The sequence below is a fragment of the Pseudocolwellia sp. AS88 genome, assembly GCF_030551755.1.
In the GTDB taxonomy this organism is placed as follows: domain Bacteria; phylum Pseudomonadota; class Gammaproteobacteria; order Enterobacterales; family Alteromonadaceae; genus Pseudocolwellia.
Genome location: NZ_JAUPEC010000010.1, coordinates 114,545 through 138,751, shown reverse-complemented (window position 1 = coordinate 138,751; position 24,207 = coordinate 114,545). Strand labels below are relative to the sequence as shown.

Sequence of the window (24,207 nt, the reverse complement as noted above, 5' to 3'; positions counted from 1 at the left end):
AGCTTAAAGTCTGGTTTGTAAACTGTTTTCAACATATTGAAAATAGAACTTATAGAAAACAAGCAAGCCGTATTAGACGGCGATTTAGATAGATTTTTAGAAGCCAGCTTAAAGTCTGGTTTGTAAACTGTTTTCAACATATTGAAAATAGAACTTATAGAAAACAAGCAAGCCGTATTAGATGGAGATTTAGATAAGTTTTTAGAAGCCAACCTAAAGTCAGGTTTATAAATACTTATTAACTCTTTCAACCCATTGCAAAATTAAAGATAACTTTGAGAAATAAAATGACAGATAAAGCCAATAATACAGCCGCAGCACAAGATGAAAATAAACTCATTGCTGAGCGCCGCGTAAAACTTGAAAAGATTCGCTCTAATAGTTCTGCGAATGGTTTTCCAAATGATTTTAACCGTGAACATTTAGCTGCCGATATTCAAGCTGAGCATGGTGAAAAATCTAAAGAAGAACTTGAAGCATTACAAGTAACTTATGCTATTGCTGGTCGTGTTATGGCAAAGCGTGGACCATTTTTAGTTATCCAAGACTCATCAGGTCGCATTCAAGGTTATGCTGAAAAGACCGTACAAAAAGAGATACGTGAAAAGTGGGGCTCATTAGATATTGGTGATATCGTTGGTATTAAAGGTATTTTACATAAATCAGGTAAAGGTGATCTTTATGTGAATATGGATGAGTATTCATTACTCACTAAATCACTACGTCCTTTACCTGAAAAATTCCACGGTTTATCAGATCAAGAAACCAAGTATCGTCAGCGTTACGTTGATTTAATTATCAACGAAGATACGCGTAATACCTTTAAAATTCGTTCAAAAATTGTTTCTGGTATTCGTAACTTCTTAGAGCAACGTGACTTTATGGAAGTGGAAACACCTATGTTGCAAATAATACCAGGTGGCGCTACTGCTAAACCTTTTATGACGCATCATAATACTTTTGATCTTGATATGTATTTACGTATAGCGCCTGAGCTTAACTTAAAGCGTTTAGTGGTAGGTGGTTTTGATCGTGTTTTCGAAATTAACCGTAGCTTCCGTAACGAAGGTATTTCAACACGTCATAACCCTGAATTCACTATGATTGAATTCTACCAAGCATATGCTGATTACCATGACCTAATGAATACTACTGAAGAAATGTTACGCACTATTGCACAAGATGTATTAGGTACTACCACTATTCGTAATACTGTTAAAAATGCTGAAGGCGAAGTAGTAGAAGAAAAGTTCTATGATCTTGGCAAGCCGTTTGCTCGTTTATCAATGGTTGATGCTATTTTACAATATGGTAAAAATCATCGTGGTGCTGACCAACTTGATGAAGCTGCTTTACGTGACCCTGAAAATAACTTTGATGCAATTAAAGCTATGGCAAAAGCTGTTGGCGTAAAAGAAGGCGATGCAGCTAAAGTTTGGGGACCTGGTAAATATATCTGTGAAATTTTTGAAGAAGTTGCTGAGCATTTATTAGATCAACCAACATTCATCACTGAATACCCATGGGAAGTTTCACCACTAGCTCGTCGTAACGATGAAAATCCATTTATTACCGATCGTTTTGAATTTTTTGTTGGTGGTCGTGAACTTGCTAATGGTTTCTCAGAGCTTAATGATGCAGAAGACCAAGCTGAACGTTTCCAAAAACAAGTAACAGAGAAAGATGCCGGTGATGATGAAGCGATGCACTATGATGCTGATTATATCAATGCATTAGAGTACGGTATGCCTCCAACAGCTGGTGAAGGTATTGGTATTGATCGTCTGGTAATGTTATTTACTGACTCACCAACGATTAAAGACGTTATCTTGTTTCCGCATATGCGTCCAGAAGCTGAATAATTAGCTTAGAGCAAGTAACAAAAAATCCGCTATTTAGCGGATTTTTTATTGGGTAATTATAAGACCTATGTCACTAGAATATTTGCATAACCTATTTAATCTTGACGGGATTGCTTAGGTTATTGATGTTATCGATTATCTAATTTGTAAGATTGTTTGGTTCAACTGGTTATCTACTTCTAACGATCTTGAGTTCGCTTGGAAGTTACGTTGCGCTGAAATCAAATCAATCAACTCAGTTGTTAAGTTAACATTTGATTGCTCTAACGCAGACGAATTAATTGTACCGTAAGTACCTACACCAGCTTCACCCGCTAATGCTTCACCCGATAAAATACTCTCTTTCCAACTAGTCCCACCGTCTTGTGTTAAACCTTGGTTATTCGCAAAGCTTACCATCGCAACACGAGCGAGAGCTTGAGAAGTACCATTACTGTATGTCGCTTGAACTAAACCATCAGGGCCAATATCTAGACCTGTAAGTCGACCTACAGGTAAACCATTTTGCTCTAATGATGTTACTTCAAAACCTGAAGCAAACTGAGTAGGTTCATTGCTGTTAACACCTGCTGTATCTAAATTAAAGTCAATTATAATCGTTTGAGATTCATCAGAGCCATTTGTTAATATAGATGCACCTAAAGCTGCAGTTTGAAAACCACCTGCAGGCTCTTGAGAAATAAAGTCACCACTTGAGTTAAAACTTAATCTAGCACCTGTAAAACCAGTATTTACATTAACAGTACTAGGGGCTCCAGTTTCATCATTTAAGCTAATTTGTTGGTTATCCACTGCTGCAAGAACCAACCAAGGATTTGAAGCCGATTGGGCTGCAACAGGAGGAGTCGCAGAAGGGTCTGCAGCAACAGCAGCAATAGGGTCTTCTTTAATGAAGTAATAAGTCATGATATGACTATCACCCAACGAATCAAAAACAGTTACCGATGTTGAATGGTTATAGGTTAATGGATCTGTTAAATCGAAAGTACCAGGTGAACCTGTAATTATCGAATCACCGGCAGGCAAGTTCATTCGCACATCAACCTCAGTTGTTAATTCAGGGGCGCCGGACGCTGTAGGTATTTGAATCGGTTCTGAGGTACTTAAGCTTACAGAAGAAGAACTACCATCGGTATTTACTGGAAAACCTAGTAAATGTTGACCGGCAGAGTTAACGATAAAGTTATCATCATTTAACTTAAATTGGCCTGCTCTAGTGTATGAAAACTCTAAGCTATTTAATTCAGGTACAACAGCAAAAAAACCATTCCCTGTAATCGCTAAATCTAAAGCATTTTCAGTAAACTGAATACTACCTTGTTGAAATTGTTGGGCAACATCTGAAGTGAGTACACCATCACCTACTTTTGTATTACCAGCAGCAAGCAATGATGAAGCGTAAACATCAACAAATTCTGCTCGCGACTCTTTAAAACCTACAGTACTAACGTTAGCAATGTTATTAGAAGTAACATCCAGATCTTTCTGAGCTGCGTTTAAGCCGCTTAATGCGATATTAAAAGACATATATCCACCTTATAAATTAATTTGTTGGTTGTTAACCTTCAGAAACTTCAACAACGTCTTGTAACGCCATCGAAGTACCACCATTGAGATTTAAAACGATATCGCCACCAGCACCTGCTAGAGTTACACTATCAACTTTCCGATAGGTCATCGCTTGAAGTTCTGATGCTTGACCATCTACTAGTCCTGCCACTCTGAAACGATATGCACCTGTTGGCGCAGGATCTCCATTACCGTCTAATCCATTCCATGTAAAACTTGCTTCCCCAGCTGCCATATCACCTACAGCAACCGTTTGAATGATTTCGCCCGCAGTATTTTCAACGTAGATGTTAATATTGCTGGCATTTTCGTCAGTAACAATTTTGCCAATAACTTCATCGCCTTCAGTCATACCAAATACATTGTCATCAACTAATACGCTTCGACCAACAAGCGATGAGGCTTGTAATGCTTGGCTTGAAGACATGGTTGAAGCAAATGAAGTAAATTGTTCATTTAAAGTTGCAACACCATCAGTAGTCGAGAATGCCGTCATTTGAGATATCATCTCATTATTATCTGTCGGCTCTGTCGGGTCTTGGTGTGCTAATTCAGCAGTAAGCAATGAAAAAAAGTCTTCTTGCGTAAGCATACCGTTGCTATTATCAGCTTCCGTATACTCCTCTTGTTGCCAGCGTAAAGAATCTAGCGCCGTACCAGCAGTTACTGTTGTCATTTGCTACTCCTAAAAAGTAATTAGCGTTGACCTAACGTTAATGTCTTATTCAACATATTTTTAGCTGATTCAGCTAATTGCACATTCGTTTGATATGAACGTGATGCTGAAATCATGTTGGTCATCTCTTCAATTACATTAACATTGGGCTTATAAATATAGCCGTCTTTATCTGCCATAGGATGTTCAGGAGAGTATTCAACGTTTAAAGGTTTGTTACTTTCAACTACACCTAAAACTTGAACACCAACTGAGCTTTCTTGCCCTGCGGCAGCTTTCTGCATCTCTGCGGCAAAAACTGGATGTCTAGCTCTATACGTTTCATCAATGCTACTACTTACGCTGTCTGCGTTAGCAATGTTACTTGCTGTAGTATTTAAACGTACTGACTGAGCGCTCATGCCCGTACCACTTATGTTAAACACGTTAAATAGACTCATGATTATTGCGCTCCAGTTATTGCTTTTTTCAAGCCTTGAATTTTTCCAGTAAGGAATTGTAAGCTAGCTTGATATCGCATTGAATTATCTAGATACAAGTTTCGTTCCAACTGTACATCGACTGTGTTACCATCACCTGTATCTGGTTGATTTGGCATGCGAAATTCTAATCCACTGCTAGCTGGTATACTAACGTCTAGATGTTTTTCATGGGTACGAGACATACCTGTTTGCTGTTTTTGTGCCGCTTGGGAAAGCATTTTTTCGAAATCCATCCCTTTAGCCTTATAACCAGGCGTATCTGCGTTCGCAATATTGCCGGCAACAACTTCCGCTTGTTTAGAGCGAAGCGCTAAACTTTCAGGATGTATTCCAAATGCTTTGTCAAAACTAATAGCCATAACATCACCTCTTTTGTAATTAAACTGACATATTCAAGTATTATGCCAAGCAAAAGTGTCAATATTATGGGCTTTAGAAAGGGGAGTTGTACTTACTTGTTCTATAAGGAGTTATTGGTTGGTTAGAGCTTTTTATAAACTATTCCTGGGTTGCATCGAACCATAGAAAAGTCCTGCGAAAGACCTGATATAGATTCTGAAGCGCCTAAAAATAAATAACCATTAGGGTTTAAAACGCTATGTATTTGAGCGATTATTTTCGTTTTTATTTCAGGTGAAAAGTAAATAAGTACATTGCGGCAAAACACTAGATCAAATTTACCCATTAAACTATAGCTATTAAGTAAATTTAATTGTCTAAAATTAACCATTTTTTTGGTTGCATCGTTTACCTGCCACATGCCTTTATCGCGCGGAACAAAGAATTTTCGTTTACGTTCATCAGATAGGCCTCGAGACAGTGCTAAGCTGTCATAATAACCAGCCTTACAGTGATCTAACATAGTTGTAGATATGTCAGTACCTGTAATTTGGACACCTCGAGGGAAGGCTTTACTATTTGTTTGTAAAAACTCTTGTACTGCCATAGCAATAGAATAAGGCTCTTGTCCTGATGAACTGGCTGCAGACCATACTTTTAAAGATGAACTACGTTCCGCTAGTTCAGGTAATAGCTTATTTTTAAATAGCTCAAAAGGGTAGTCGTCACGAAACCATAAAGTTTCATTTGTCGTCATCGCATCTATAACAGCAGCACGAAGCTGCCGCTCAGCAGGATTTTGAGTTTGTTTTACTAGGGTCGTTAAATCATCAATTTTAAATGTTGAAAGCAGAGGTGATAATCGACTTTTAACTAAATATTGTTTATTTTCACCTAAAACAATGCCACATTGCAGTTCTAGAAATGTTCTAAACTCAAAATAGTTTCTCTCATCAAGTAGCCTATTTGGCACGTATACTTTCCTTTTTATAAAGTGAAGATTTATTCATCATTAATCTTTAACCATTTTTTGACCGCTGTCGCTAATTCGTCAGGGTGGAATTTAGGGATAAAGTCATCAGCACCTACTTTTTCAACCATAGCATTATTAAAAACACCACTTAATGACGTATGCAAAATAATAGGCAAGGCACGCATTTTTTCTGATGCTTTAACTTCGGCGGTAAGGGTATAACCATCCATTTCTGGCATCTCAATATCTGAGATCATTAAGGCAACTTTCTCTGTGATACTTTGATCACATGTTCCCGCTATTTCAAGTAATTGGTCTAAAGCATCTTGTCCATTTTTCGCTAAAATAACATTAAGTCCTAAAGGCTCAAGTGCACGCTTAACTTGATTACGAGCCACTGTTGAATCATCAGTAATCATCACAAGTTTATCACCCACTTGTTCACCAACAGTGCCATCAGCAACGCCTTCACTTAGCTCAGTAGAAACAGGGCTGATTTCATTTAATATTTTTTCTACATCTAAAATAGATACCATTTCATTATCTATTTCTGTAACCGCAGTTAAGTAACTTGATTTACCCGCACCTTCTGGTGGTGGCATAACATCTTTCCAACTTAGAGTTGTGATCCTTTCAACACTAGCAACTAAAAAACCTTGAACACTTCGGTTGTATTCAGCAATGATAATAAAAGAATTTTCTGTTTGCTCGATGGCTGGACCACCTGTAGCTTTACTCAAATCTATCACTGAAATGGTTTGTCCACGAATATGAGCAATACCTTTAATAAACCTATCTTGTTTTGGCATAGGTGTTAATCTAGGGCACTGTAAAACTTCTCTTACTTTAAATACGTTAATACCAAAACGTTGGCGGCCAACTAATTTAAATAACAATAACTCAAGTCTATTTTGACCTACTAATTGAGTTCGTTGATTGACCGAATCTAGAATACTTGCCATAAAAACCTCATATTGTGTTGTGCTAATCTACTTAGGCACAATTCTTGATGGTACCTTAGTATAGTAAAGTTAGTGCCGACTATTTGACATTAATTTACACACTTGTATTACTCTAAGCATAGACGACTATTTTTATTTACTTAAAAAAAGAAAACAATATTTATGATTTATATGAAAATATTGCCAATTTTGTTCTTTATTTCTTCACTCATACCGTTTCAGAGTGCAGGTAACACGATAGATAAAGACAATCTAATTAAATTTGTTGAGTTATTTGTTAAAAATAATATCGACTCACCACGTGATGGGAAATTAGAGATCAAGTTACCAGAGATAGATCCTCGAGTTACAATCAAACCTTGTGATGCACCACTTCAAGCGAATATACCTGAAAACCATAATGGTAGGAACATCAATGTTAAAATTTATTGTGAAGGCTTAACGCCTTGGCAAATGTACATACCTGTAAAAATTAGCCAAGAGATTTTAGTGTTAGTCACACAAAATGTTTTAGCCAAAGGGACTGTTATTGATCAAACGAATACCATTACACAATATACAGATGTAAATAGTATTCGAGGGGAAACTATAGATAATGTTGGCCAAATTTCTGGTGGTCGACTTAAACGTCGATTATCGAAAGGAGCTATCGTGTCGCCACGTAATGTTTGTCTAGTTTGTGAAGGCGAGTCAGTAACTATTATTGCAAAATCAGAAGGTTTTACTATTAAAACAGCAGGTGTGGCGCTAACTGATGGCAGTAAAGGCGAAGAAGTTCAAATAAGAAATAGCAAGTCAGGTAGAACGATAAATGCTAGAGTGGAAGCTGTGAATCAAGTTAGAATTAATTTATAATTTATTCTAAAGAAAAATAACACTGTGCCGATATAAAGGCTGAGATTATAACATGTTGTTATCAGGAATTTATTATGGCTATTAATATCAATAACTTGAATAGTACAAGTCAAGTAAAGCAAAATACAGATCAACAGACACAGGTTAAGCAACAAGTTGCGGCAGATACAGTTAATACTAAAGCTGCTCGTCAAGATTCTGTGTCACTAACGCCTCAGGCACAACAATTGTCTGAGCTACAGAAGAAAGCAGCTGACGCGCCTGTAGTAGATCAAAAAAAGATTGAGCAATTAAAAACTGCAATTGCATCAGGTGAATATAAAATTGATCCTGAAAAGCTTGCAGCAAGCATTGCAGACTTTGAATTTAGTATTGATTAGTGATTGAAGATTCAAAATAAATAGTAGTAACCAATTAACATATATTTAGGTTAACTACTCATATTTCGTCAATCACATAATCTTATCCCATTATTATTTATAGGTGGTTAAGCTGTGACAGACGTAACGAATGCTTTAGAACTATTAACACAACAAAATAATCAGCTTATTGAATTAGAGCATTTATTGAAAGATGAATATGAAATTCTTAAGCAGCACAGCCCTGACAAGCTTATTGCCATTAACAAGTTAAAAAATGAGTTGCTGATAAAAATAGATTCAACAGATCAACTCTTAGCAAACGATGCTCAATTTATTCAAGATAAAAAAAATGGCAAATATAGCGAAGAACTCAAAGAAATAGAAAACAACCTTCTTACTTGTAAAAATTCGAACCAAGTTAATGGTGAAATTATTCACAAATCACAACTATCCGTAGAACGTATGCGAACTACTCTGTTAGAAAATCATACAAGATCAACACTTACCTATGATAACAAAGGTAAAACCAGTGGTGGTTTAAGTAGTTTAGATTTAAAGGCCTAACTCTTAATAATTAAATTAAAATATGTGACTTAACGTGTTTTATAATAAACAAAAAAACCTGCTAAAGAAGCAGGTTTTTTTGTTTGTAAGAGGGAGGGAATTAATAACAACTAGCACCGAACTTATCCCTAGTTCAGTTAATAATATTTTACTTCTTTAATCGTATTACCGCTTGTAGAAGCAACGTATAACTCATAAACGTCTTTGAAATCAAGGCTCAGTTCAGTAGTATAAGTATCTCCAACAGGATAACTTTTCATAACTTTAGCACCACGAATGATCCCTTTAATTGATGCATCCAATTGTTGGTTATTAATAAGTAAGTTAGACATACTTGTTCTACCATCAATTTGTTGTCCGTAAACTTGTTCCGCTAATTCCGCATAAGCGGCAAGCTTAGAGGCATTTATTGCCATAAGCATACGTTGAGTTTTATGTTCAGACTTTTGCAGGCTGATAGGCGCTTGCCCAATAGCATATAAAACAGGGAAACTTTCAGGTTTAGATTTTTGCCATTCTACATGTTTATCAAACACCATAGAGCAACTACTTAAACATAGTAATAAAGCACTAAAGAATAACGTAATATAAGGCTTATGCATCGTCATCTCCTGTTATTGTTGAATTTCAACAGCTCTTTTATCAGATTCCAACAAACTACTGTCGCGAATAATTAAACCGTCTTTCATATTAACCATTTCATCGTTATGGTTTAGCTTTTCGCCAATAACCCACGAAGGAATGAAAGACTGCGCGCTAGCTACAACAACTCTAGACTGCATGCCTATCATACGTGCATTAACCATAACGCCACCATCTTGCTCCATCATGGTTCCTGTCACAACATAGTCAATTATCTGGCGTTCAGGTAACTCTTTCCAATCTCTAGTAAAGGCATAATCGCCATCTGGAGTTACACGGATATGACCTGTTGTTTTAAAGTCTACAACAATAAGCCCATGGCGTTGAAGCTCATGAATAAAGCTTTCAGATAGCTGATTACCTAGCCAATTAGTAGATTCTAGATCTTTTAAATTAACAAAAGAAGCAATTGCTATAGGAGTTTTAGGGTTTACGAAAGAGCTACTCTCTATCATTTGATACGCTAAACCTTTAACCACGTCATTAATAGCATGCTTAGGAAGTGCGAAACTATCAATTTCACTTTTATCTACTTGGGTAAGTTTATAAAAATCTTCTTCTTTGTTGTTATTATTACTCGTACACGACAAAAAAGTCGGTAACAGTAATAGAATAAGCCACTTTTTCATTATGTATCCCTCTGTTGAATCAATACTTCTGACAAAAACAAAGCATAATTCAAGCCAATATAAAATAAATTATCTCGAGTTCCGTCAATTTAATCATTCAATTAACAATAAAGGCTTTAAAATAAAACACTGGGCATAAAATGTGCATACATCAAAACTATATTTTTATATTAATTGGCTTGCAGCATTTCTTAATCGCTAGGATATTATTAAAGTAAAAATCCATAACTTAGCGAAATAAGTTTAATAACATTTAGCCATAGCTATATTCAGTGTAGTTACTTATTTAATTTACTGCATGGATAAACTTCCCTAATAGAGTAGGAACCAAAATGCGTATATCCTTATTACTGTTAAGCTTTATGTTAACTAGCTTTTCGGCTTTCACACAGTGGTATGAAACCCAAGGTCAAGCACATGTAGCTAATGGCGATAGTGAGGCTGCCCGTGTAAAGGCTATGGAAAATGCACTTAAACGTGCTTTATTAGTAGCTGGCGCATCAGTATCTAGTGTTCAACAAGTGATTAACGGCGTACTCACCCAAGACCAAATTAGTATTCGCGCTTCCGGAACCGTTAATTCATTCGAGCTTATTGAAGAAACGTACAGTAACGATATGGTGACTGTACTAATACGAGCTGACATCTTCCCGCAAGACAAACAATGTTTTTCAGCTGATTACCGTAAATCTGTTTTATTAACTCGTAGTAATATTATTCATCGAGAGCATGCAAGCGTAGGGCAAGTATATAAGTTAGACACTGAAGTTATGCGTAAACTTGCAGGTAAAATTAATAAGGAAGGCTATTATTTAGATACTAAGCTCGCCATAAAAAATAGATCTAGTTTTTCGCGTTTAAATAACAGCATGCAGTATGAAAAAATAAAAAACTTAACCATGTCATTATCAGACCACACTGACACACAATTTATTATGTTTGCTGAAATACCTGATTTGTCTTTAACTGGACGAACAAATAGCGAGCTAAAGTTTTGGCAGAAAGATCATTTAGATCGTAATTTCCACATGAACTTATACATATATAACGGAAGTAATGGTGAGCTTGTGCTCGATAAACAATATCAAAATAAAGCTCCTTGGACTTTTGATAAAAGAGACAGTGTAGATATTACTAGTAATACTTTTTGGCTGAGTGAATATGGCCAAATGATAAATAATACACTTGAAACCATGATCAGCGATATCGACGAGAATATGATGTGCGAACCTACTCGCGGCAGAATTGTTAAAGTTGATGGCGACACTATCTTATTTAATTTAGGTGAAAACCAAGGTGTAAAAGTGGGAGATGAGTTTTCATTATTACATGCAAATAACTTTATCAATGACTCTGGCAAAACTTATTCAGGTTTTAATATCAGCCCATATAAAGTTAAAGTGATAAGTACTTCAAAAGAAAGCGCTAGAGCTATCACTCAGAACAAAAACCTCTTAGGTAATATACAAATAAACGATATTGCTGTTAGGTATTGATTTATTGTGGATGCCGCTAGTTATTTTTAGCTAGTGGCTTTATCCCACCATAACTTAGTGCCCATTGTGTGTGATCTAACTATCTAATTATTCTCTACTCACTAAATTATTATTGTTAAACACTCTAATTTATCAACACATCCATTACTTAACCTCAGCTCGGGTTAAGTTATTTTACTCAATAATGCTATTTAAGCGTTTATCTGCGTTGCCTGCATGAATGCAGGTACTTGGTTTTTATCAGGAATAAAAAAACCGTATTTTTACGGCCAATAGCGAGCTATTGGTATATAAAAATGCCTAGATAATCACATAAATTTCATCATTGAGAGAGAATTAAGGCTTTTTATGTTCTTAATCTTGATAAAGCTAAAAGATACTTTAATAAATCAACGAGTTATTAAATCTATTAACCCGAGTTGAGGTTACTTAAAAATAAAAAGTCATCTATTCTAATGATATGCCGATATAGTTAATTGATTGACCAAAGATTTACTCAAGGTACACTGAGTCATAGTACCTATACTAATAATAAACTAATAAAAATAGCACAAGGAATAATATGAAATTCTTTTCTTCATTGATTTCAATCACTTTTATTTTTGCTTCTCAATTTAGTCATGCCGACACTTTTGTTATATCTGAAGAAGCGAGTGATCTACTTTTGCATCCTACGCGAAGTTCACCTGCACTCGTTATTGCCTTAAATCACAGTGTTATACCTGCGCAAACATCGGGTGTTGTAACTAAGTTATTGGTAAATGTGGGTGATGAAGTTATAAAAGGTGAAATACTTGCCACTTTAGACTGCCAAGTTAATACTTTTAATCATCATTCTGAATCAGCCCAGTACAATCAACTTTACTCAGAGTTATTATTTAATAAGCGAGAGCTAGTTAGAGGACGTAGTCTTTTAAAACAGAAAAACATTGGTGAAGCAGAATTAGATCGTTTAAATAATGTAGTCGAAAATACCAGAGGCTTATTACAAGCTAAAAAAGCTGCTGTAGATAATGCCTTATTAAATGTTGAACGTTGTAACATTAAAGCACCTTTCGATGGCGTTGTAACAAAGCGCATCGCCAATTTGGGAGAAATGATTAATTTTGGGAATCCTCTTGTAGAACTTATTGAAGATAAGCTCTTGGAAGTTTCTGCAAAAATAGCATCAAGTGACGAAGAAAGTTTTCATCAAGCCACACTTTATACTTTAGATATTAACGACGAACTTTATACCGTAACTTTGCGCGCCTATTTACCCCTAATAGAAGATAATGCACGTAGTCGTGAAGCTCGTTTTTTGTTTGTAGATAAACAAGCTGTAGCTGGAGAAACAGGGCGCTTACGCTGGAAAAGCCCACTACCTTATTTACCGGCTTATTTACTTCAGAAGCGAAATGGAATAAGTGGCTATTTTATTGTTGAAAATAAAAAAGCTAAATTTGTTACTGTTGAGTCAGCAGAAGAAGGCCGACCTATTGCCTATGACTTACCAGCATCAACTCAAATTATTACGGAAGGCTACCAAGCACTTAAAGATAGAGATGCTGTAAAACTAATTACCTCAAACAATAAAGCTATAGCAACGAGTGGTAAATCATAATGTGGTTGCGTAACTTAATTCAAAATCATGTACTTACAAATCTAGTTTTTGTTTTGATCTTGGTTGTAGGATTTATTGTTTATAACCAATTACCGAGAGAGCAAGATCCAACAGTTAACTTTAACTGGATGCAAATTACTACATTTTTACCTGGAGCTTCAGCAAGAGATGTAGAACAAAAAATTACTGATGTTATTGAAGAGTCAGTAGAAAAAGTTCAAGACATAAAATTTGTATCAAGTACTAGCAGAGAAGCTATATCAAGTATTTTAGTTCGTTTTCATGAAATGGACGACAGAAAGTTTGATAAACGTGTGGCAGATTTACGTCGTGAAATAAGTAACGTAGAAGATCAAATGCCTGAAGAGGCAGAAAGACCTAGAATATTTGAAATAACCAAAGCCAATGCTTTTCCTTCTGCAACGGTTGTTGTTTCAGGTTTAGCTGATGATGAAAACTTAAGGCGACAAGCCCGTGCTTTAGAAAAAGATTTAGCTCGTATTGCAGGAGTAGACCGAGTTGATGCTACAGGTTTGCGAGAGCCAGAAATACAAATACGTTTCGAGTTAGACAAAATTCAACATTTAGGTATTTCACCTGTAATCATCGCTAATTCGATACGCACATTTTTCACTGACATTTCAGCCGGTACTGCCCGCATTGCCCAAGACCAATGGTTAGTTAGAGTTCAAGGCACAACAACTGATCCTGAAGTATTGGCGCAATTACCTATTTTAACAGTAGATGGAATGGCTACCGAATTACGATTAACTGATGTTGCTCAAGTTGTAAGAGCTCGTGCTAAAGCTGACAGAATTGTCAGTTTTCAAGGTCAGCCTGCAGTACTCTTTTCAGTAATGAAACAAGAAAGTAGTAATACTTTAGAGCTAGTAGAGAGAATTGAAACTTTTATTGAAGAGAAAAATAAAGTAAGTGGTGCACTTGGTGTTCAATTCACCTTAGTGGACGACCAAACCCAAATTACTAAAAATGCGTTAAACATTATGCAAACCAACGCAATTTATGGTTTGTTGTTTGTGTTATTAGTTACTTGGTTCTTTTTAGGCGCTCGAGTCAGTGCTTTAGTTACCATCGGAATTCCATTCACATTAGCGGGAACATTTATTGTTCTTAAGCTTTTAGATCAAACCCTTAATACCTCTGTATTGTTAGCCATTGTTATTGCTTTAGGTATGCTAGTAGATGATGCCGTTGTCGTGGTTGAGGCTATTTATCATCGCTTACGTCAAGGTAAAAGAGGCATAGATGCGGCTTGGGGCGGATTACAAAGCGTAATTAAACCGGTAACCGCTTCAGTACTAACAACCATGGCAGCATTTTTACCCCTTATGTTACTTCCTGGGTTTATTGGGCAATTTATGATGGTTATCCCGTTAGTAGTTACTGTCGCTTTAGCTTTTAGTTTAGTTGAAGCTTATTGGATGTTGCCCGGCCATATCCTTGCTGCAAAAGTTAATTTTGACAAGCCTAGTAAAATCGATGAATTTCGACAAAAAACCATCAGAAAGCTCAAAGTTAAATACGGTTTTGGTTTGATTAAAGTGATGCGAAACCCTAAAAAGACATTAGCGGGTATGTTGTTAATGTTAGTTTTTGCCGGAGTTTCATTACTTGCAGGCTTGGTTAAAACGGACTTCTTTGCTGCTGATACCGTACGTTTGTTCTACATCAATGTGGAAATGCCAGCGACTAGCTCACTGCAAGCCACCATGAAAAAAACTCAAGAAATAGAAATAATCGCTCGCCAAGGGTTGGAAGATGACGAGGTGCGCTCGGTAGTAAGCTATGCAGGACAAACCTTTACTGACGAAGCGCCTGTGTTTGGTGATCATTTAGGTCAAACTCTAGTGTCTCTTAATCCTCAAAAAGGTGATATGAGAACGGTTGAAGAACTTATCGAACATACTCGAACCGCTTTGTCTGAGGTGGTTGGTCCTACTAATATCTCATTTTTAAAATTATCAGGTGGGCCGCCAACTAGCAGAGCAGTAAGCGTAAAAGTTAGAGGCGATAACTACCAAGAGTTGCGCTTAGCCACTGATTCGATAATGACTTTTTTAAAGAAAGACTCTCGTTATACCGACTTAAGTGATGACGATGATAAAGGTCGTTTTGGTTTACAGCTTACCTTGAATAACGATGCGATTAACCGCTTAGGTGTTTCGCCTACAGATGTACAACGTTCAGTAAAAATGTTGGTTGATGGTGAAATAGTGAGTTATGTGCAGAACGAAGGTGACCGAATTGCATTACGTGTTAAATCGACTGCTGCAGCGTTAAATGAATTTGACAACATAGATGCACTATTACAACTTACCGTACCTACAAGTTCAGGTACCAATATTGAATTAAGAGATTTAGTTCATGTTGAAACCATACAAGTTAAAAGTAACTTAAAGCATTACAACTTTAAACGTACTATCACCATAGAATCAGATATTGATAAAGAGCTTATCGATACCGTTGAAGCTAACCAACTGATTGTTGATTTTTGGGCGGGTGTTGCAGAAGAATACCCTAACGTTTCATTAGACTTTACTGGTGAACTTGATGATATTCAGGAAAGCTTAGATGCACTGGGCTTATTATTTCTTTTTGGTATTGGCTTAATGTATTTAATATTAAGTACGCAGTTTCAAAGTTACTTTCAGCCTTTAATGATTTTATTAACGGTTCCGCTGGCACTTGTGGGCGTTATTTTAGGATTGTTAGTATCAAGAGATCCTTTAAGTTTATTTACCATGTATGGTGTAGTTGCATTAGCTGGTATAGCCGTTAATTCTTCAATCGTGTTAATTTCAACGGCAAATGAAAATATCAAAAAAGGTATGACGTTAACTCATTCAACTTTTTATGCAGCAAGACGTCGAATGTTACCTATTTTAATTACTACGTTAACGACTGTGGCTGGTTTATTTTCATTAGCCGCTGGCTTAGGTGGACACTCACTAATGTGGTCGCCGGTTGCTACTTCTATTGTTTGGGGATTATTATTTTCCTCAACATTAACCATGTTTGCTATACCGGCTTTATATCAGTTGGTTATGCGAGGTTCATATAATAAATCTCAAATAGCGAAAAGGCATGTAGCGTCATAATTAAATAAAATCTCTTCTGAAGTGGAAAACGTTATATTTTTAACCTCTTTTTCACTTCAGATGAGTGTTTAATCCTCTCATTTATTATTTAAAAGTCATCTATTAGTAACCTCATTACAGTAAAACACCTTTCATCTTTGTTCTTTTATCCATCAACTTTTATCTAGTGTTTGTTTTTTGTGGCACCCTAATTGCATTTCTAATATCAGATTTAACTGATAGAGATTCGTTATGGATAAAATGCTTTATATCGCCATGAGTGGGGCGAAACAAAATATGAACGCTCTGGCTGTGAATGCAAACAACCTAGCGAATGCTAAAACCACAGGCTTTAAGGCTGATCTAGCTCAGGCAAGATCTATGCAAGCTTTCGGTGAAGGTATGCCTTCTCGTGTCTTTTCTATGACTGAAATAACCAGCCAAAACTTTGACAGTGGTTCTTTACAATCAACAGGTCGAGATTTAGATATTGCCGTTGAAGGTTCGGGTTGGATAGCTGTGCAAACTAAAGATGGATCTGAAGCTTATACGCGCGGTGGTCATTTACGTTTAACAGAAACAGGCGCATTAGAAACCACAGATGGTGAATTAGTCATTGGTGACACAGGGCCTATTTTTCTGCCTTTACCTGTAACAAATATTCAAATAAGTCGTGATGGAACCATTATGGTCCAGCCTGAAGGCGCACCTGTTACAACGCAAGAAGAGGTGGCACGCATTAAGTTTGTTAACCCTGATAATCGTGCGATTGAAAAAGGTACCGACGGCTTATTCAGAAGAACAGATGGTCAAGTTGAAGCTGCCGATGTAAACGTAAAAATTATGAGTGGCATGCTTGAATCTAGCAACGTAAACCCTATCGGGGAAATGACAGAGATGATCGCATTACAAAGACAATTTGAAATGCAATTGAAACTAATGAAAACCGCTGAAGAAGTAGATTCTAGTGCATCTTCTTTATTACGCGCTTTCTAAATGAATTTTGAGGTGATTTATGAATCCAGCATTATGGATCAGTAAAACTGGCTTAGACGCACAAACCAAAGAAATTGCGGTTATATCTAACAACTTAGCTAACGCAAGTACTGTTGGTTTTAAAAAGAGCCGAGCGGTTTTTGAAGATTTGTTGTATCAAACAATTAATCAGCCAGGTGGTAGATCAGCGCAAGATACTGAATTACCTTCAGGGTTAATGTTAGGTGCAGGTACAAAAGTTGTTGCCACACAAAAAATACATACCCAAGGCGATATGCTAAACACTGATAACGCATTAGATTTAATGATCCAAGGTGAAGGCTTTTTCGAAATATTAATGCCAGATGGTAGCTCGGGTTATTCCCGTAATGGTCAATTTACCATGGATGAAGAAGGTAATGTTGTAACGCCTGGCGCAGGTTATTTAATGCAGCCACAAATTACCATACCTGAAGATGCATTATCTATTACCGTGTCACAAGATGGTGAAGTATCGGTAACCCTTCAAGGTGAGCCTGAACCTGCTGTTGTAGGTCAAATTAATACCGTTAACTTTATTAACCCAACAGGGCTAGAACCTATTGGACAAAACTTGTTTGTGCAAACCGCCGTTAGTGGTGACCCTATACAAGGTGTTCCAGGGTTAGAAGGTTTCGGCATGATAGTACAAGGTGCCTTAGAAACCTCAAATGTTAATACAACGGAAGAGCTTGTTAACTTAATTGAAAGCCAACGTGTTTACGAAATGAACTCTAAAGTTATTTCAGCCGTTGATGAAATGCTCAGTTATATCAATCAACAATTATAAGTTTTTCAGATTTTGTAGAGCACAATCATACAGTGCTCATGTTTATTTAAAGATAGAGAGGAGAGGAGCCATGAAATATTTAATGTTAATGAGTGTTTTACTTATTCAACTATCTGGTTGTGCAAGTATAGAACAGGCAAAAATATTACCCAATGATCCTGATTTCGCTCCAATTCTACCTGAAATGGAAGAAGAGCCAGTTATACCAACAGGATCTTTATTTAAAGAAAACTACGTAAACAATATTTACTCAGATTCTAAAGCACACCGTGTTGGCGATATTATTTCTGTTTTATTGAGTGAAAATACTCAAGCACAAAAAAATGCTAAAACAGAATTGAGTAAAGACAATACCGGATCTTTAGGATCAGTTATTGGTTTAGGTGGCGCACCAATTACATTTAAAGGTGACTCGTTAGAGTTTGGCTACAACCAAAGTTCAGACTTTTCAGGCGATTCTAAATCAGATCAAAGTAACAGTTTAACAGGTAATATTTCAGTTCACGTTTTACGTGTTTTACCTAACGGCAACTTAATGATCCGCGGTGAAAAATGGATGTCACTAAACAATGGCGACGAATACATCCGCCTCACAGGCATTATTCGTGCGCAAGACATTAGTTCAAGTAACACAATAACCTCAAGTAAAGTTGCCAATGCTCGTATTCAATATGCAGGTACAGGTGCTTTTGCTGATGCCCAAGAGCAAGGTTGGTTGTCTAGATTTTTCGGAAGCTCATGGTGGCCTTTATAAAGCTTAGCTTTATAAAATCATCGATAAATAAGGTATTACTATGAAGCAGTTAATCAAACAATTATGTAAGTTAAGTCTTGTTTTCGTCTGTTTATTTACACACTCAGTAAATGCACAGCGTATTAAAGATTTAGCTGATGTTGCTGGCGTTAGATCTAACCAACTTTTAGGTTATGGTTTAGTTGTTGGTTTACCGGGTACAGGTGAACAAAGCCCGTTTACGGAACAAAGTTTTAAAACCATGCTAAGTAATTTTGGTATTACTATGCCGGCAAGTTTAAAACCTAAAATTAAAAATGTTGCCGCTGTTGCCGTTCATGCAGAACTAGAAGCTTTTGCAAAATCAGGTCAGAAAATTGATGTTACCGTATCTTCTATGGGGTCAGCTCAAAGTTTACGTGGCGGTACTTTATTGCAAACAGTTCTAATGGGCGTTGATGGAAATGCATACGCCGTTGCTCAAGGTAGCTTAATTGTAAGTGGTTTAGGTGCTGGCGGATTAGATGGCTCTAAAATATTGGTGAATACACCAACCGTTGGTCGTATAGCTAATGGCGCTATGGTTGAACGTGAAGTTGTTTCACCATTTGGCCAAGGTGACCACATTACTTTTAACCTGCATAAGTCTGACTTTACTACGGCTAAAAGGTTGTCAGATACTATTAATGACTTAATTGCAGGTTCAGCACGGGCTATTGATGCAACTTCAGTTAAAGTAAGTGCTCCGCGTGATTTAGCTGATAGAGTAAGCTTTTTATCTACCCTTGAAAATTTAGAGTTTGAACCAGACAGATCGTCAGCCAAAATTATTGTTAACTCAAGAACAGGCACTATTGTCATTGGTTCTGACGTGCGTTTATTACCTGCAGCAATTACCCATGGTGGAATAACAGTAACCATTAATGAAGTTCAAGACGTTTCACAACCTGACGCTTTTGCGGAAGGTGATACGGCTATTACTACACGCTCATCTGTAAATGTTAACGAAAGTGAAAACCGTATGTTCGTGTTTGATCCTGGCGTTACATTAAATACTTTAGTTAGAGCAATAAACGAAGTAGGTGCTGGCCCAGGTGATGTTATGGCAATTCTTGAAGCTTTAGATCAAGCAGGTGCCTTACGTGGGGAGTTGGTTGTTATTTAATTAACAGCCAATAACACTATGACTAAAATAACAGATGCGCAAAATTTCCTTGATGTAAACGGCTTAAACTCGGTTAGACAACAGTCTAAATCAACCGATAAAGCTGAAAAGGAAGCTGCCCTGCAAACAGCAGCTAAGCAGTTCGAAGCTATATTTATGCAAATGTTGCTTAAAAGTATGCGAAGTGCGCAAGATGTTTTAGAGTCAGACAGCCCATTCAATTCAGAAACCTCAAAGTCATACCGTCAAATGCACGATCAACAAATGTCATTAGAGCTATCAAACAATGGTGCTTTAGGTTTGTCAGAATTGATCGTAAGACAACTGGGTGGAGACAGTGAAAACTTCACGCCACATAGCGTACTAAGAAATGACGGTAATTTAGATGCTCGCGGTAAAAACGTATTCGATTTGCAAAATATCAGAGAACCTTTAGCCAAAACGATCAACGAGGATCGTCAAACTACTGACAAGAACACCATTGAAGTGCCTAAATATCTGTCAAAAGATAATACTTTAGATAGCGATAAAAGCATTGCGAGTAATAACAATTTACAACCTGAATTTACTAACCCAGCAGATTTTATTTCAGCGATGACAGCCTCAGCAAAACAGGTTGAAGCTAAGTTAAATATTCCATTTGAAGTGGTTATTGCACAAGCCGCTTTAGAGACCGGTTGGGGCCAAAAAATAATTAAAACTAACCAAGGTGAAAGCTCTAATAACTTGTTTAATATCAAGGCTGATTCACGTTGGCAAGGTGATAAAACCACAACCGAAACCTTAGAGTTTGAACAAGGCACCATGATTAAAAAACGTGAGCCTTTCCGTGTATATTCTTCATTAGCTGAAAGTGTTAACGACTACGTTAATTTCTTATCTACCAGCGAAAGATATAAACCTGCCTTAGAACAGACATCAAATGTGGAACAGTTTCTGCATACATTACAAGATGCTGGCTATGCGACTGATCCTAACTACGCAAAGAAAATCATGGGAACCTTACGCACAGTATCCAGTTTACTAAATAAATAGTTAATTATTTAGGCTATCAATTTTTATGATGTTGTTTTACTGGAGGAGGTCTTATGAGTGTTAATTTATATAATACAGGTGTTAGTGGCTTATTAGCTTCTCAGCAACAGCTTGCCACCACCGGTAACAACATCGCAAACGTAAATACCGAAGGTTATACCCGTCAACGTGCCGAGCAAAATGCAACCACAGGTATATATGCCGGTGGTAACTTTATTGGTAGCGGAACCTATATTGAAGATATTAGCCGCGTATACGACCAATTCTCTTATAAAGAACAATTATTAAGCCAAACCAGCTTAAGCCACGCCGATTCATTAAATGTTGGTCTAAGCCAACTAGACCAAATGATGACCTTTTCTGGCGGGGCAATAAATACATCTATTACAAGTTTCTATGAAGCAATTAATAGCATCAGCGATAACCCAAGTGATCTTGGTTTACGCAATATGGCTATCAGCCAAGCTCAAATATTGAGTGATGATTTAAATTCAATAAACGATAATTTAAACCAAATTGTTAAATCTACCAATGGTGAAATTGCTGAAATAGCCGGTCACATCTCAGATATATCTGCAGAAATAGGTAAAATTAACGAGCAAATCTTATTTAGCCAACACTCAGTTCAAGGTCAACCGAACGACTTATTAGATGCTAGAGATAGCTTAGTAAACGAGTTAAGCCAATACACCAGTGTAAATACTATAGTGGACAATTTGGGTGTTATGACGGTGATGATCGGCAATGGCTCGACATTAGTTGCCGGAACAACAGCGCTTTCTGTTGGTGTACAAGCAGGGGATCCTGATCCTAATAAAACGGTTCTTAGCATAGTAGGACCAAATAGCGCAGTTTATCTAAATGGTTCAACTGTTGGCGGTGTTTTAGCGGCTAAGTACGAATTTAGAGACGAGCATGTAGCTGAAGTCCAAAGTGAAATGAACCGAATAGCTATGGCGATATCAGGCACAATTAATGACGCTCAGCATTCTGGCTTAGATTTAAATAATGAAGAAGGGCAAAACTTCTTTACTGATATTAATACACCCCTTTTAGAACAATCACGCGTATTTGCCTCTTCTAAAAATCCAGGAACTTCTGAAGCTAGCGTAACGATCACCGACATTACTAAAGTACCAACAGACGAATTCATGGTTGAGTTTGATGGTACAAACTACACCATGACCAACCTAAAAGATAATTCAACCCTCGATCTTGGTACTCCTGGTTCACTTAATACCAATGCTGCTGATACTTATGGTTTTCAATTTAATGAAGATTCAGGTACTCCGGCAGCAGGTGATGTATTTATCATCAAGCCAACACATAACAGCGCTGCGCTTATGGATGTAACATTAACTCAGGCTTCAGGTCTTGCCGCAAGTTCAGCTATTGATGTTACAGCATCTACCACCAATATTGGCGGTGCATCAGTTGAAATTAGTAATGTAATTGGGGCAACTGATGCTAGACAGTACGCGATAGATAATAATCTGGCTGTAGATATATATGAAACTACCCCAGGCTCATTCGCATATCGTGTTTATGACTCTTCAACATCCACCGATATTGCAACAGGTTCATATGTTTTAGGTGGTAGTGTTTCTGTTGAATTACCACCAGGTGTTGCTGATTTCAGCATTGAAATACAAGGTAATCCTTCAGGAGCTAGTGCTATAGCACCAGAAACTTTTTCTATTGCCGACTCTTTTGGAACGGGTAATAACAAAAACTCTTTAGCTTTAGGATTAACACAAGAGCAAGGCATTCTTAATAACGGTAAAGACTCCTTTACCCAGGGTTTAAGTATTTCAACAGCAACAGTAGGTTCAGCAGCTAAATCAGCTGAACTAACAGAAAGCACCGCTCAAGCATTATTCACGCAAGCATATAATCGAAACCAATCAACATCAGGTGTAAACCTCGATGAAGAAGCGGCTAACTTATTAAAATATCAGCAAGCTTATCAAGCCGCGTCTCAAATTATATCAACCGCAAACACTATTTTTGAAACATTACTATCAGCAGTAAGATAAGGGTATCTTATGAGAGTTTCTACAGCACAATTCTATTTTCAAAATGGTTTGCAAATGTCACAAAAGCAAACCACGGTAAACGATCAGTCAGCTTATATTTCAAGTGGCTTAAGTGTACTTACTGCAAAAGATGATGCGGTATCTTATGGCGCTTTAGCGGGTTACAAAGAAGAACTTGCTTCTATCGAACGTTATCAAAGTAATATTACCCAAGCTGAAAGTCGAAATGGCTTACAAGATACGTTACTTGGTAGTAGCACAGACTTACTTAATGAATTACGTGATTTAATGCTGCAAGCTAATAATGGTACACGTTCGGATGAAGATTTAACTTCAATCGCTCAACAGTTACAGCAAGGTTTAGATGAAATGCTAGACATTGCCAATACACAAGATGAAACCGGCACTTATATTTATGCTGGCTATGATGTGGAAAGTAAGCCTTTTTCAATGGAGCCTGACAATACCGTAAATTATGGCGGTGATAATGGTGTTAGAGAGCTACAAATAGCTAAAAATATTTTTATACCAATTAACCAATCAGGTGAAGAAGTTTTTCAGAACGTTGCTAATGCAACGGGTGATTTTTCAGCAAACTACACAGTCAATGAATCAGGTGTATCACTTGCGAGTGCCACTATTACTAATCGTGATACATACAATAGTACCGCTAATAATCCTCAAGATTATACCTTTACTTTTTCAGACCCAGACCTTTTAACTGTTACTGATTCTGGCGGTAATGACGTTTATCCGGCAACACCTTATGTTGCAGGGCAAACAATTACCTTTGAAGGTATTGAAGTAGAGCTAAACGGCAATCCATTGCCGGGTGACACATTTACTATAACTCCAGAAAGTCAGTTAAGTGTTTTTGACACCATAAAAGATTCAATTAATTGGTTAAATTCAGGTAGTTCAGTTGCTTCAACTGAGCAAGGGCAGGTTGATTTTAATACTATTTTAAATCAATTCAATAATGTACTAAATCATATTACCTATCAACAAGCTGATGCAGGTATAAACCTTCAACAAATTGATCGCCAAAAAAACATTCATTTAGATACAGAGCTGTATTTAGAACAAGGTCGAAGCCAAATTGAAGATTTAGATTACGCTCAAGCTATATCAGGTTTTGAACAGTCACAGCTCGCTCTACAAGCGGCTCAGCAAACCTTTACACAAATTCAAAGTATGAGTTTGTTTAATTATATTTAAAATATTTAGTCATTTTTTTTTAGAATAAATGTTTTTTGGCAAGTGTTTTGCATTTTAAAAGTTAGTTCCGCATAAACGTGGAAAGTAAGAGGCTATAGTTGTAA

At 36.9% G+C, this 24,207-nt stretch carries 22 protein-coding genes; 14 read left to right on the top strand and 8 right to left on the bottom strand.

Annotated elements, in window-relative coordinates:
- The first annotated feature begins 287 nt into the window (after positions 1-287).
- Positions 288-1,862: a lysine--tRNA ligase gene (lysS, locus tag Q5N69_RS09435; RefSeq protein WP_304368645.1), complete on the top strand. Its 1,575-nt coding sequence runs from the start codon at positions 288-290 to the stop codon at positions 1,860-1,862.
- 135 nt (positions 1,863-1,997) lie between these two features.
- Here lysS and flgE read toward each other — a convergent pair whose 3' ends face one another.
- The 6 genes from flgE to Q5N69_RS09405 all read right to left on the bottom strand — a co-directional run bounded on the left by flgE (position 1,998) and on the right by Q5N69_RS09405 (position 6,863).
- Positions 1,998-3,389, bottom strand: coding sequence for a flagellar hook protein FlgE (gene flgE / locus Q5N69_RS09430; protein ID WP_304368644.1), 1,392 nt, complete (start codon positions 3,387-3,389; stop codon positions 1,998-2,000).
- 31 nt (positions 3,390-3,420) lie between these two features.
- Positions 3,421-4,107 carry a flagellar hook assembly protein FlgD gene (locus Q5N69_RS09425; protein WP_304368643.1) on the bottom strand — a complete coding sequence of 229 codons (687 nt, stop codon included), beginning with the start codon at positions 4,105-4,107 and terminating at the stop codon, positions 3,421-3,423.
- A gap of 20 nt (positions 4,108-4,127) precedes the next feature.
- Complete coding sequence (gene flgC, locus Q5N69_RS09420; RefSeq protein WP_304368642.1) at positions 4,128-4,547, bottom strand: flagellar basal body rod protein FlgC; 420 nt, start codon at positions 4,545-4,547, stop codon at positions 4,128-4,130.
- A 2-nt stretch (positions 4,548-4,549) separates the two neighbouring features.
- Positions 4,550-4,948 (bottom strand): flagellar basal body rod protein FlgB, encoded by a 399-nt coding sequence (gene flgB / locus Q5N69_RS09415; protein WP_304368641.1) that lies wholly within the window; start codon positions 4,946-4,948, stop codon positions 4,550-4,552.
- Positions 4,949-5,070: 122 nt separating this feature from the next.
- Complete coding sequence (locus tag Q5N69_RS09410; protein WP_304368640.1) at positions 5,071-5,901, bottom strand: protein-glutamate O-methyltransferase CheR; 831 nt, start codon at positions 5,899-5,901, stop codon at positions 5,071-5,073.
- Between the two features lie 29 nt (positions 5,902-5,930).
- Positions 5,931-6,863, bottom strand: a complete 933-nt coding sequence (locus tag Q5N69_RS09405; protein ID WP_304368639.1) for a chemotaxis protein — start codon at positions 6,861-6,863, stop codon at positions 5,931-5,933.
- A gap of 171 nt (positions 6,864-7,034) precedes the next feature.
- Between Q5N69_RS09405 and flgA the strand changes: the two genes are divergently transcribed.
- The 3 genes from flgA (at position 7,035) to flgN (ending at position 8,644) form a co-directional block, all read left to right on the top strand.
- On the top strand, positions 7,035-7,718 hold the full coding sequence (gene flgA / locus Q5N69_RS09400) for a flagellar basal body P-ring formation chaperone FlgA (protein WP_304368638.1): 684 nt from the start codon (positions 7,035-7,037) through the stop codon (positions 7,716-7,718).
- 74 nt (positions 7,719-7,792) lie between these two features.
- Complete coding sequence (flgM, locus tag Q5N69_RS09395; RefSeq protein ID WP_304368637.1) at positions 7,793-8,098, top strand: flagellar biosynthesis anti-sigma factor FlgM; 306 nt, start codon at positions 7,793-7,795, stop codon at positions 8,096-8,098.
- A 114-nt stretch (positions 8,099-8,212) separates the two neighbouring features.
- Complete coding sequence (flgN, locus tag Q5N69_RS09390; RefSeq protein ID WP_304368636.1) at positions 8,213-8,644, top strand: flagellar export chaperone FlgN; 432 nt, start codon at positions 8,213-8,215, stop codon at positions 8,642-8,644.
- 137 nt (positions 8,645-8,781) lie between these two features.
- Here flgN and Q5N69_RS09385 read toward each other — a convergent pair whose 3' ends face one another.
- Both Q5N69_RS09385 and Q5N69_RS09380 read right to left on the bottom strand, forming a co-directional pair.
- Positions 8,782-9,246, bottom strand: a complete 465-nt coding sequence (locus Q5N69_RS09385; RefSeq protein ID WP_304368635.1) for an LPP20 family lipoprotein — start codon at positions 9,244-9,246, stop codon at positions 8,782-8,784.
- 12 nt (positions 9,247-9,258) lie between these two features.
- Complete coding sequence (locus Q5N69_RS09380; RefSeq protein WP_304368634.1) at positions 9,259-9,915, bottom strand: FlgO family outer membrane protein; 657 nt, start codon at positions 9,913-9,915, stop codon at positions 9,259-9,261.
- A 332-nt stretch (positions 9,916-10,247) separates the two neighbouring features.
- Here Q5N69_RS09380 and Q5N69_RS09375 point away from each other — a divergent pair, with 332 nt between their 5' ends.
- From Q5N69_RS09375 to flgL, 10 genes are all read left to right on the top strand, one after another.
- On the top strand, positions 10,248-11,411 hold the full coding sequence (locus tag Q5N69_RS09375; protein WP_304368633.1) for a flagella assembly protein FlgT: 1,164 nt from the start codon (positions 10,248-10,250) through the stop codon (positions 11,409-11,411).
- A 562-nt stretch (positions 11,412-11,973) separates the two neighbouring features.
- Positions 11,974-13,014, top strand: a complete 1,041-nt coding sequence (locus Q5N69_RS09370; protein WP_304368632.1) for an efflux RND transporter periplasmic adaptor subunit — start codon at positions 11,974-11,976, stop codon at positions 13,012-13,014.
- A complete protein-coding gene (locus tag Q5N69_RS09365; protein ID WP_304368631.1) occupies positions 13,014-16,133 on the top strand; it encodes an efflux RND transporter permease subunit in 3,120 nt (1,039 codons plus the stop codon). The genes Q5N69_RS09370 and Q5N69_RS09365 overlap by 1 nt, the downstream gene beginning before the upstream one ends.
- 231 nt (positions 16,134-16,364) lie before the next feature.
- A complete protein-coding gene (gene flgF, locus Q5N69_RS09360) occupies positions 16,365-17,108 on the top strand; it encodes a flagellar basal-body rod protein FlgF (RefSeq protein ID WP_304368630.1) in 744 nt (247 codons plus the stop codon).
- Between the two features lie 19 nt (positions 17,109-17,127).
- Positions 17,128-17,916 (top strand): flagellar basal-body rod protein FlgG, encoded by a 789-nt coding sequence (flgG, locus tag Q5N69_RS09355; RefSeq protein ID WP_304368629.1) that lies wholly within the window; start codon positions 17,128-17,130, stop codon positions 17,914-17,916.
- A 70-nt stretch (positions 17,917-17,986) separates the two neighbouring features.
- The gene (gene flgH, locus Q5N69_RS09350) at positions 17,987-18,670 is read left to right on the top strand and encodes a flagellar basal body L-ring protein FlgH (protein ID WP_304368628.1); all 684 of its coding nucleotides are present in this window, start codon (positions 17,987-17,989) and stop codon (positions 18,668-18,670) included.
- A 40-nt stretch (positions 18,671-18,710) separates the two neighbouring features.
- Positions 18,711-19,814, top strand: coding sequence for a flagellar basal body P-ring protein FlgI (locus tag Q5N69_RS09345; protein ID WP_304368627.1), 1,104 nt, complete (start codon positions 18,711-18,713; stop codon positions 19,812-19,814).
- An 18-nt stretch (positions 19,815-19,832) separates the two neighbouring features.
- Positions 19,833-20,849, top strand: a complete 1,017-nt coding sequence (gene flgJ, locus Q5N69_RS09340) for a flagellar assembly peptidoglycan hydrolase FlgJ (RefSeq protein WP_304368626.1) — start codon at positions 19,833-19,835, stop codon at positions 20,847-20,849.
- 53 nt (positions 20,850-20,902) lie between these two features.
- A complete protein-coding gene (gene flgK / locus Q5N69_RS09335) occupies positions 20,903-22,885 on the top strand; it encodes a flagellar hook-associated protein FlgK (protein ID WP_304368624.1) in 1,983 nt (660 codons plus the stop codon).
- Positions 22,886-22,894: 9 nt separating this feature from the next.
- The gene (gene flgL, locus Q5N69_RS09330) at positions 22,895-24,103 is read left to right on the top strand and encodes a flagellar hook-associated protein FlgL (RefSeq protein WP_304368623.1); all 1,209 of its coding nucleotides are present in this window, start codon (positions 22,895-22,897) and stop codon (positions 24,101-24,103) included.
- Positions 24,104-24,207 lie beyond the last annotated feature (104 nt).

What these genes read in the sequence shown, in the direction of transcription:
- flgC (WP_304368642.1), bottom strand. Translation starts at nt 4,547, where the DNA reads ATGAGTCTATTTAACGTGTTTAACATAAGTGGTACGGGCATGAGCGCT.
- Q5N69_RS09345 (WP_304368627.1), top strand. Translation starts at nt 18,711, where the DNA reads ATGAAGCAGTTAATCAAACAATTATGTAAGTTAAGTCTTGTTTTCGTC.
- flgE (WP_304368644.1), bottom strand. Translation starts at nt 3,389, where the DNA reads ATGTCTTTTAATATCGCATTAAGCGGCTTAAACGCAGCTCAGAAAGAT.
- flgA (WP_304368638.1), top strand. Translation starts at nt 7,035, where the DNA reads ATGAAAATATTGCCAATTTTGTTCTTTATTTCTTCACTCATACCGTTT.
- Q5N69_RS09375 (WP_304368633.1), top strand. Translation starts at nt 10,248, where the DNA reads ATGCGTATATCCTTATTACTGTTAAGCTTTATGTTAACTAGCTTTTCG.
- Q5N69_RS09405 (WP_304368639.1), bottom strand. Translation starts at nt 6,863, where the DNA reads ATGGCAAGTATTCTAGATTCGGTCAATCAACGAACTCAATTAGTAGGT.
- lysS (WP_304368645.1), top strand. Translation starts at nt 288, where the DNA reads ATGACAGATAAAGCCAATAATACAGCCGCAGCACAAGATGAAAATAAA.
- Q5N69_RS09425 (WP_304368643.1), bottom strand. Translation starts at nt 4,107, where the DNA reads ATGACAACAGTAACTGCTGGTACGGCGCTAGATTCTTTACGCTGGCAA.
- Q5N69_RS09380 (WP_304368634.1), bottom strand. Translation starts at nt 9,915, where the DNA reads ATGAAAAAGTGGCTTATTCTATTACTGTTACCGACTTTTTTGTCGTGT.
- flgK (WP_304368624.1), top strand. Translation starts at nt 20,903, where the DNA reads ATGAGTGTTAATTTATATAATACAGGTGTTAGTGGCTTATTAGCTTCT.
- flgM (WP_304368637.1), top strand. Translation starts at nt 7,793, where the DNA reads ATGGCTATTAATATCAATAACTTGAATAGTACAAGTCAAGTAAAGCAA.
- flgB (WP_304368641.1), bottom strand. Translation starts at nt 4,948, where the DNA reads ATGGCTATTAGTTTTGACAAAGCATTTGGAATACATCCTGAAAGTTTA.
- flgL (WP_304368623.1), top strand. Translation starts at nt 22,895, where the DNA reads ATGAGAGTTTCTACAGCACAATTCTATTTTCAAAATGGTTTGCAAATG.
- flgG (WP_304368629.1), top strand. Translation starts at nt 17,128, where the DNA reads ATGAATCCAGCATTATGGATCAGTAAAACTGGCTTAGACGCACAAACC.
- flgH (WP_304368628.1), top strand. Translation starts at nt 17,987, where the DNA reads ATGAAATATTTAATGTTAATGAGTGTTTTACTTATTCAACTATCTGGT.
- Q5N69_RS09385 (WP_304368635.1), bottom strand. Translation starts at nt 9,246, where the DNA reads ATGCATAAGCCTTATATTACGTTATTCTTTAGTGCTTTATTACTATGT.
- Q5N69_RS09370 (WP_304368632.1), top strand. Translation starts at nt 11,974, where the DNA reads ATGAAATTCTTTTCTTCATTGATTTCAATCACTTTTATTTTTGCTTCT.
- flgF (WP_304368630.1), top strand. Translation starts at nt 16,365, where the DNA reads ATGGATAAAATGCTTTATATCGCCATGAGTGGGGCGAAACAAAATATG.
- Q5N69_RS09365 (WP_304368631.1), top strand. Translation starts at nt 13,014, where the DNA reads ATGTGGTTGCGTAACTTAATTCAAAATCATGTACTTACAAATCTAGTT.
- flgJ (WP_304368626.1), top strand. Translation starts at nt 19,833, where the DNA reads ATGACTAAAATAACAGATGCGCAAAATTTCCTTGATGTAAACGGCTTA.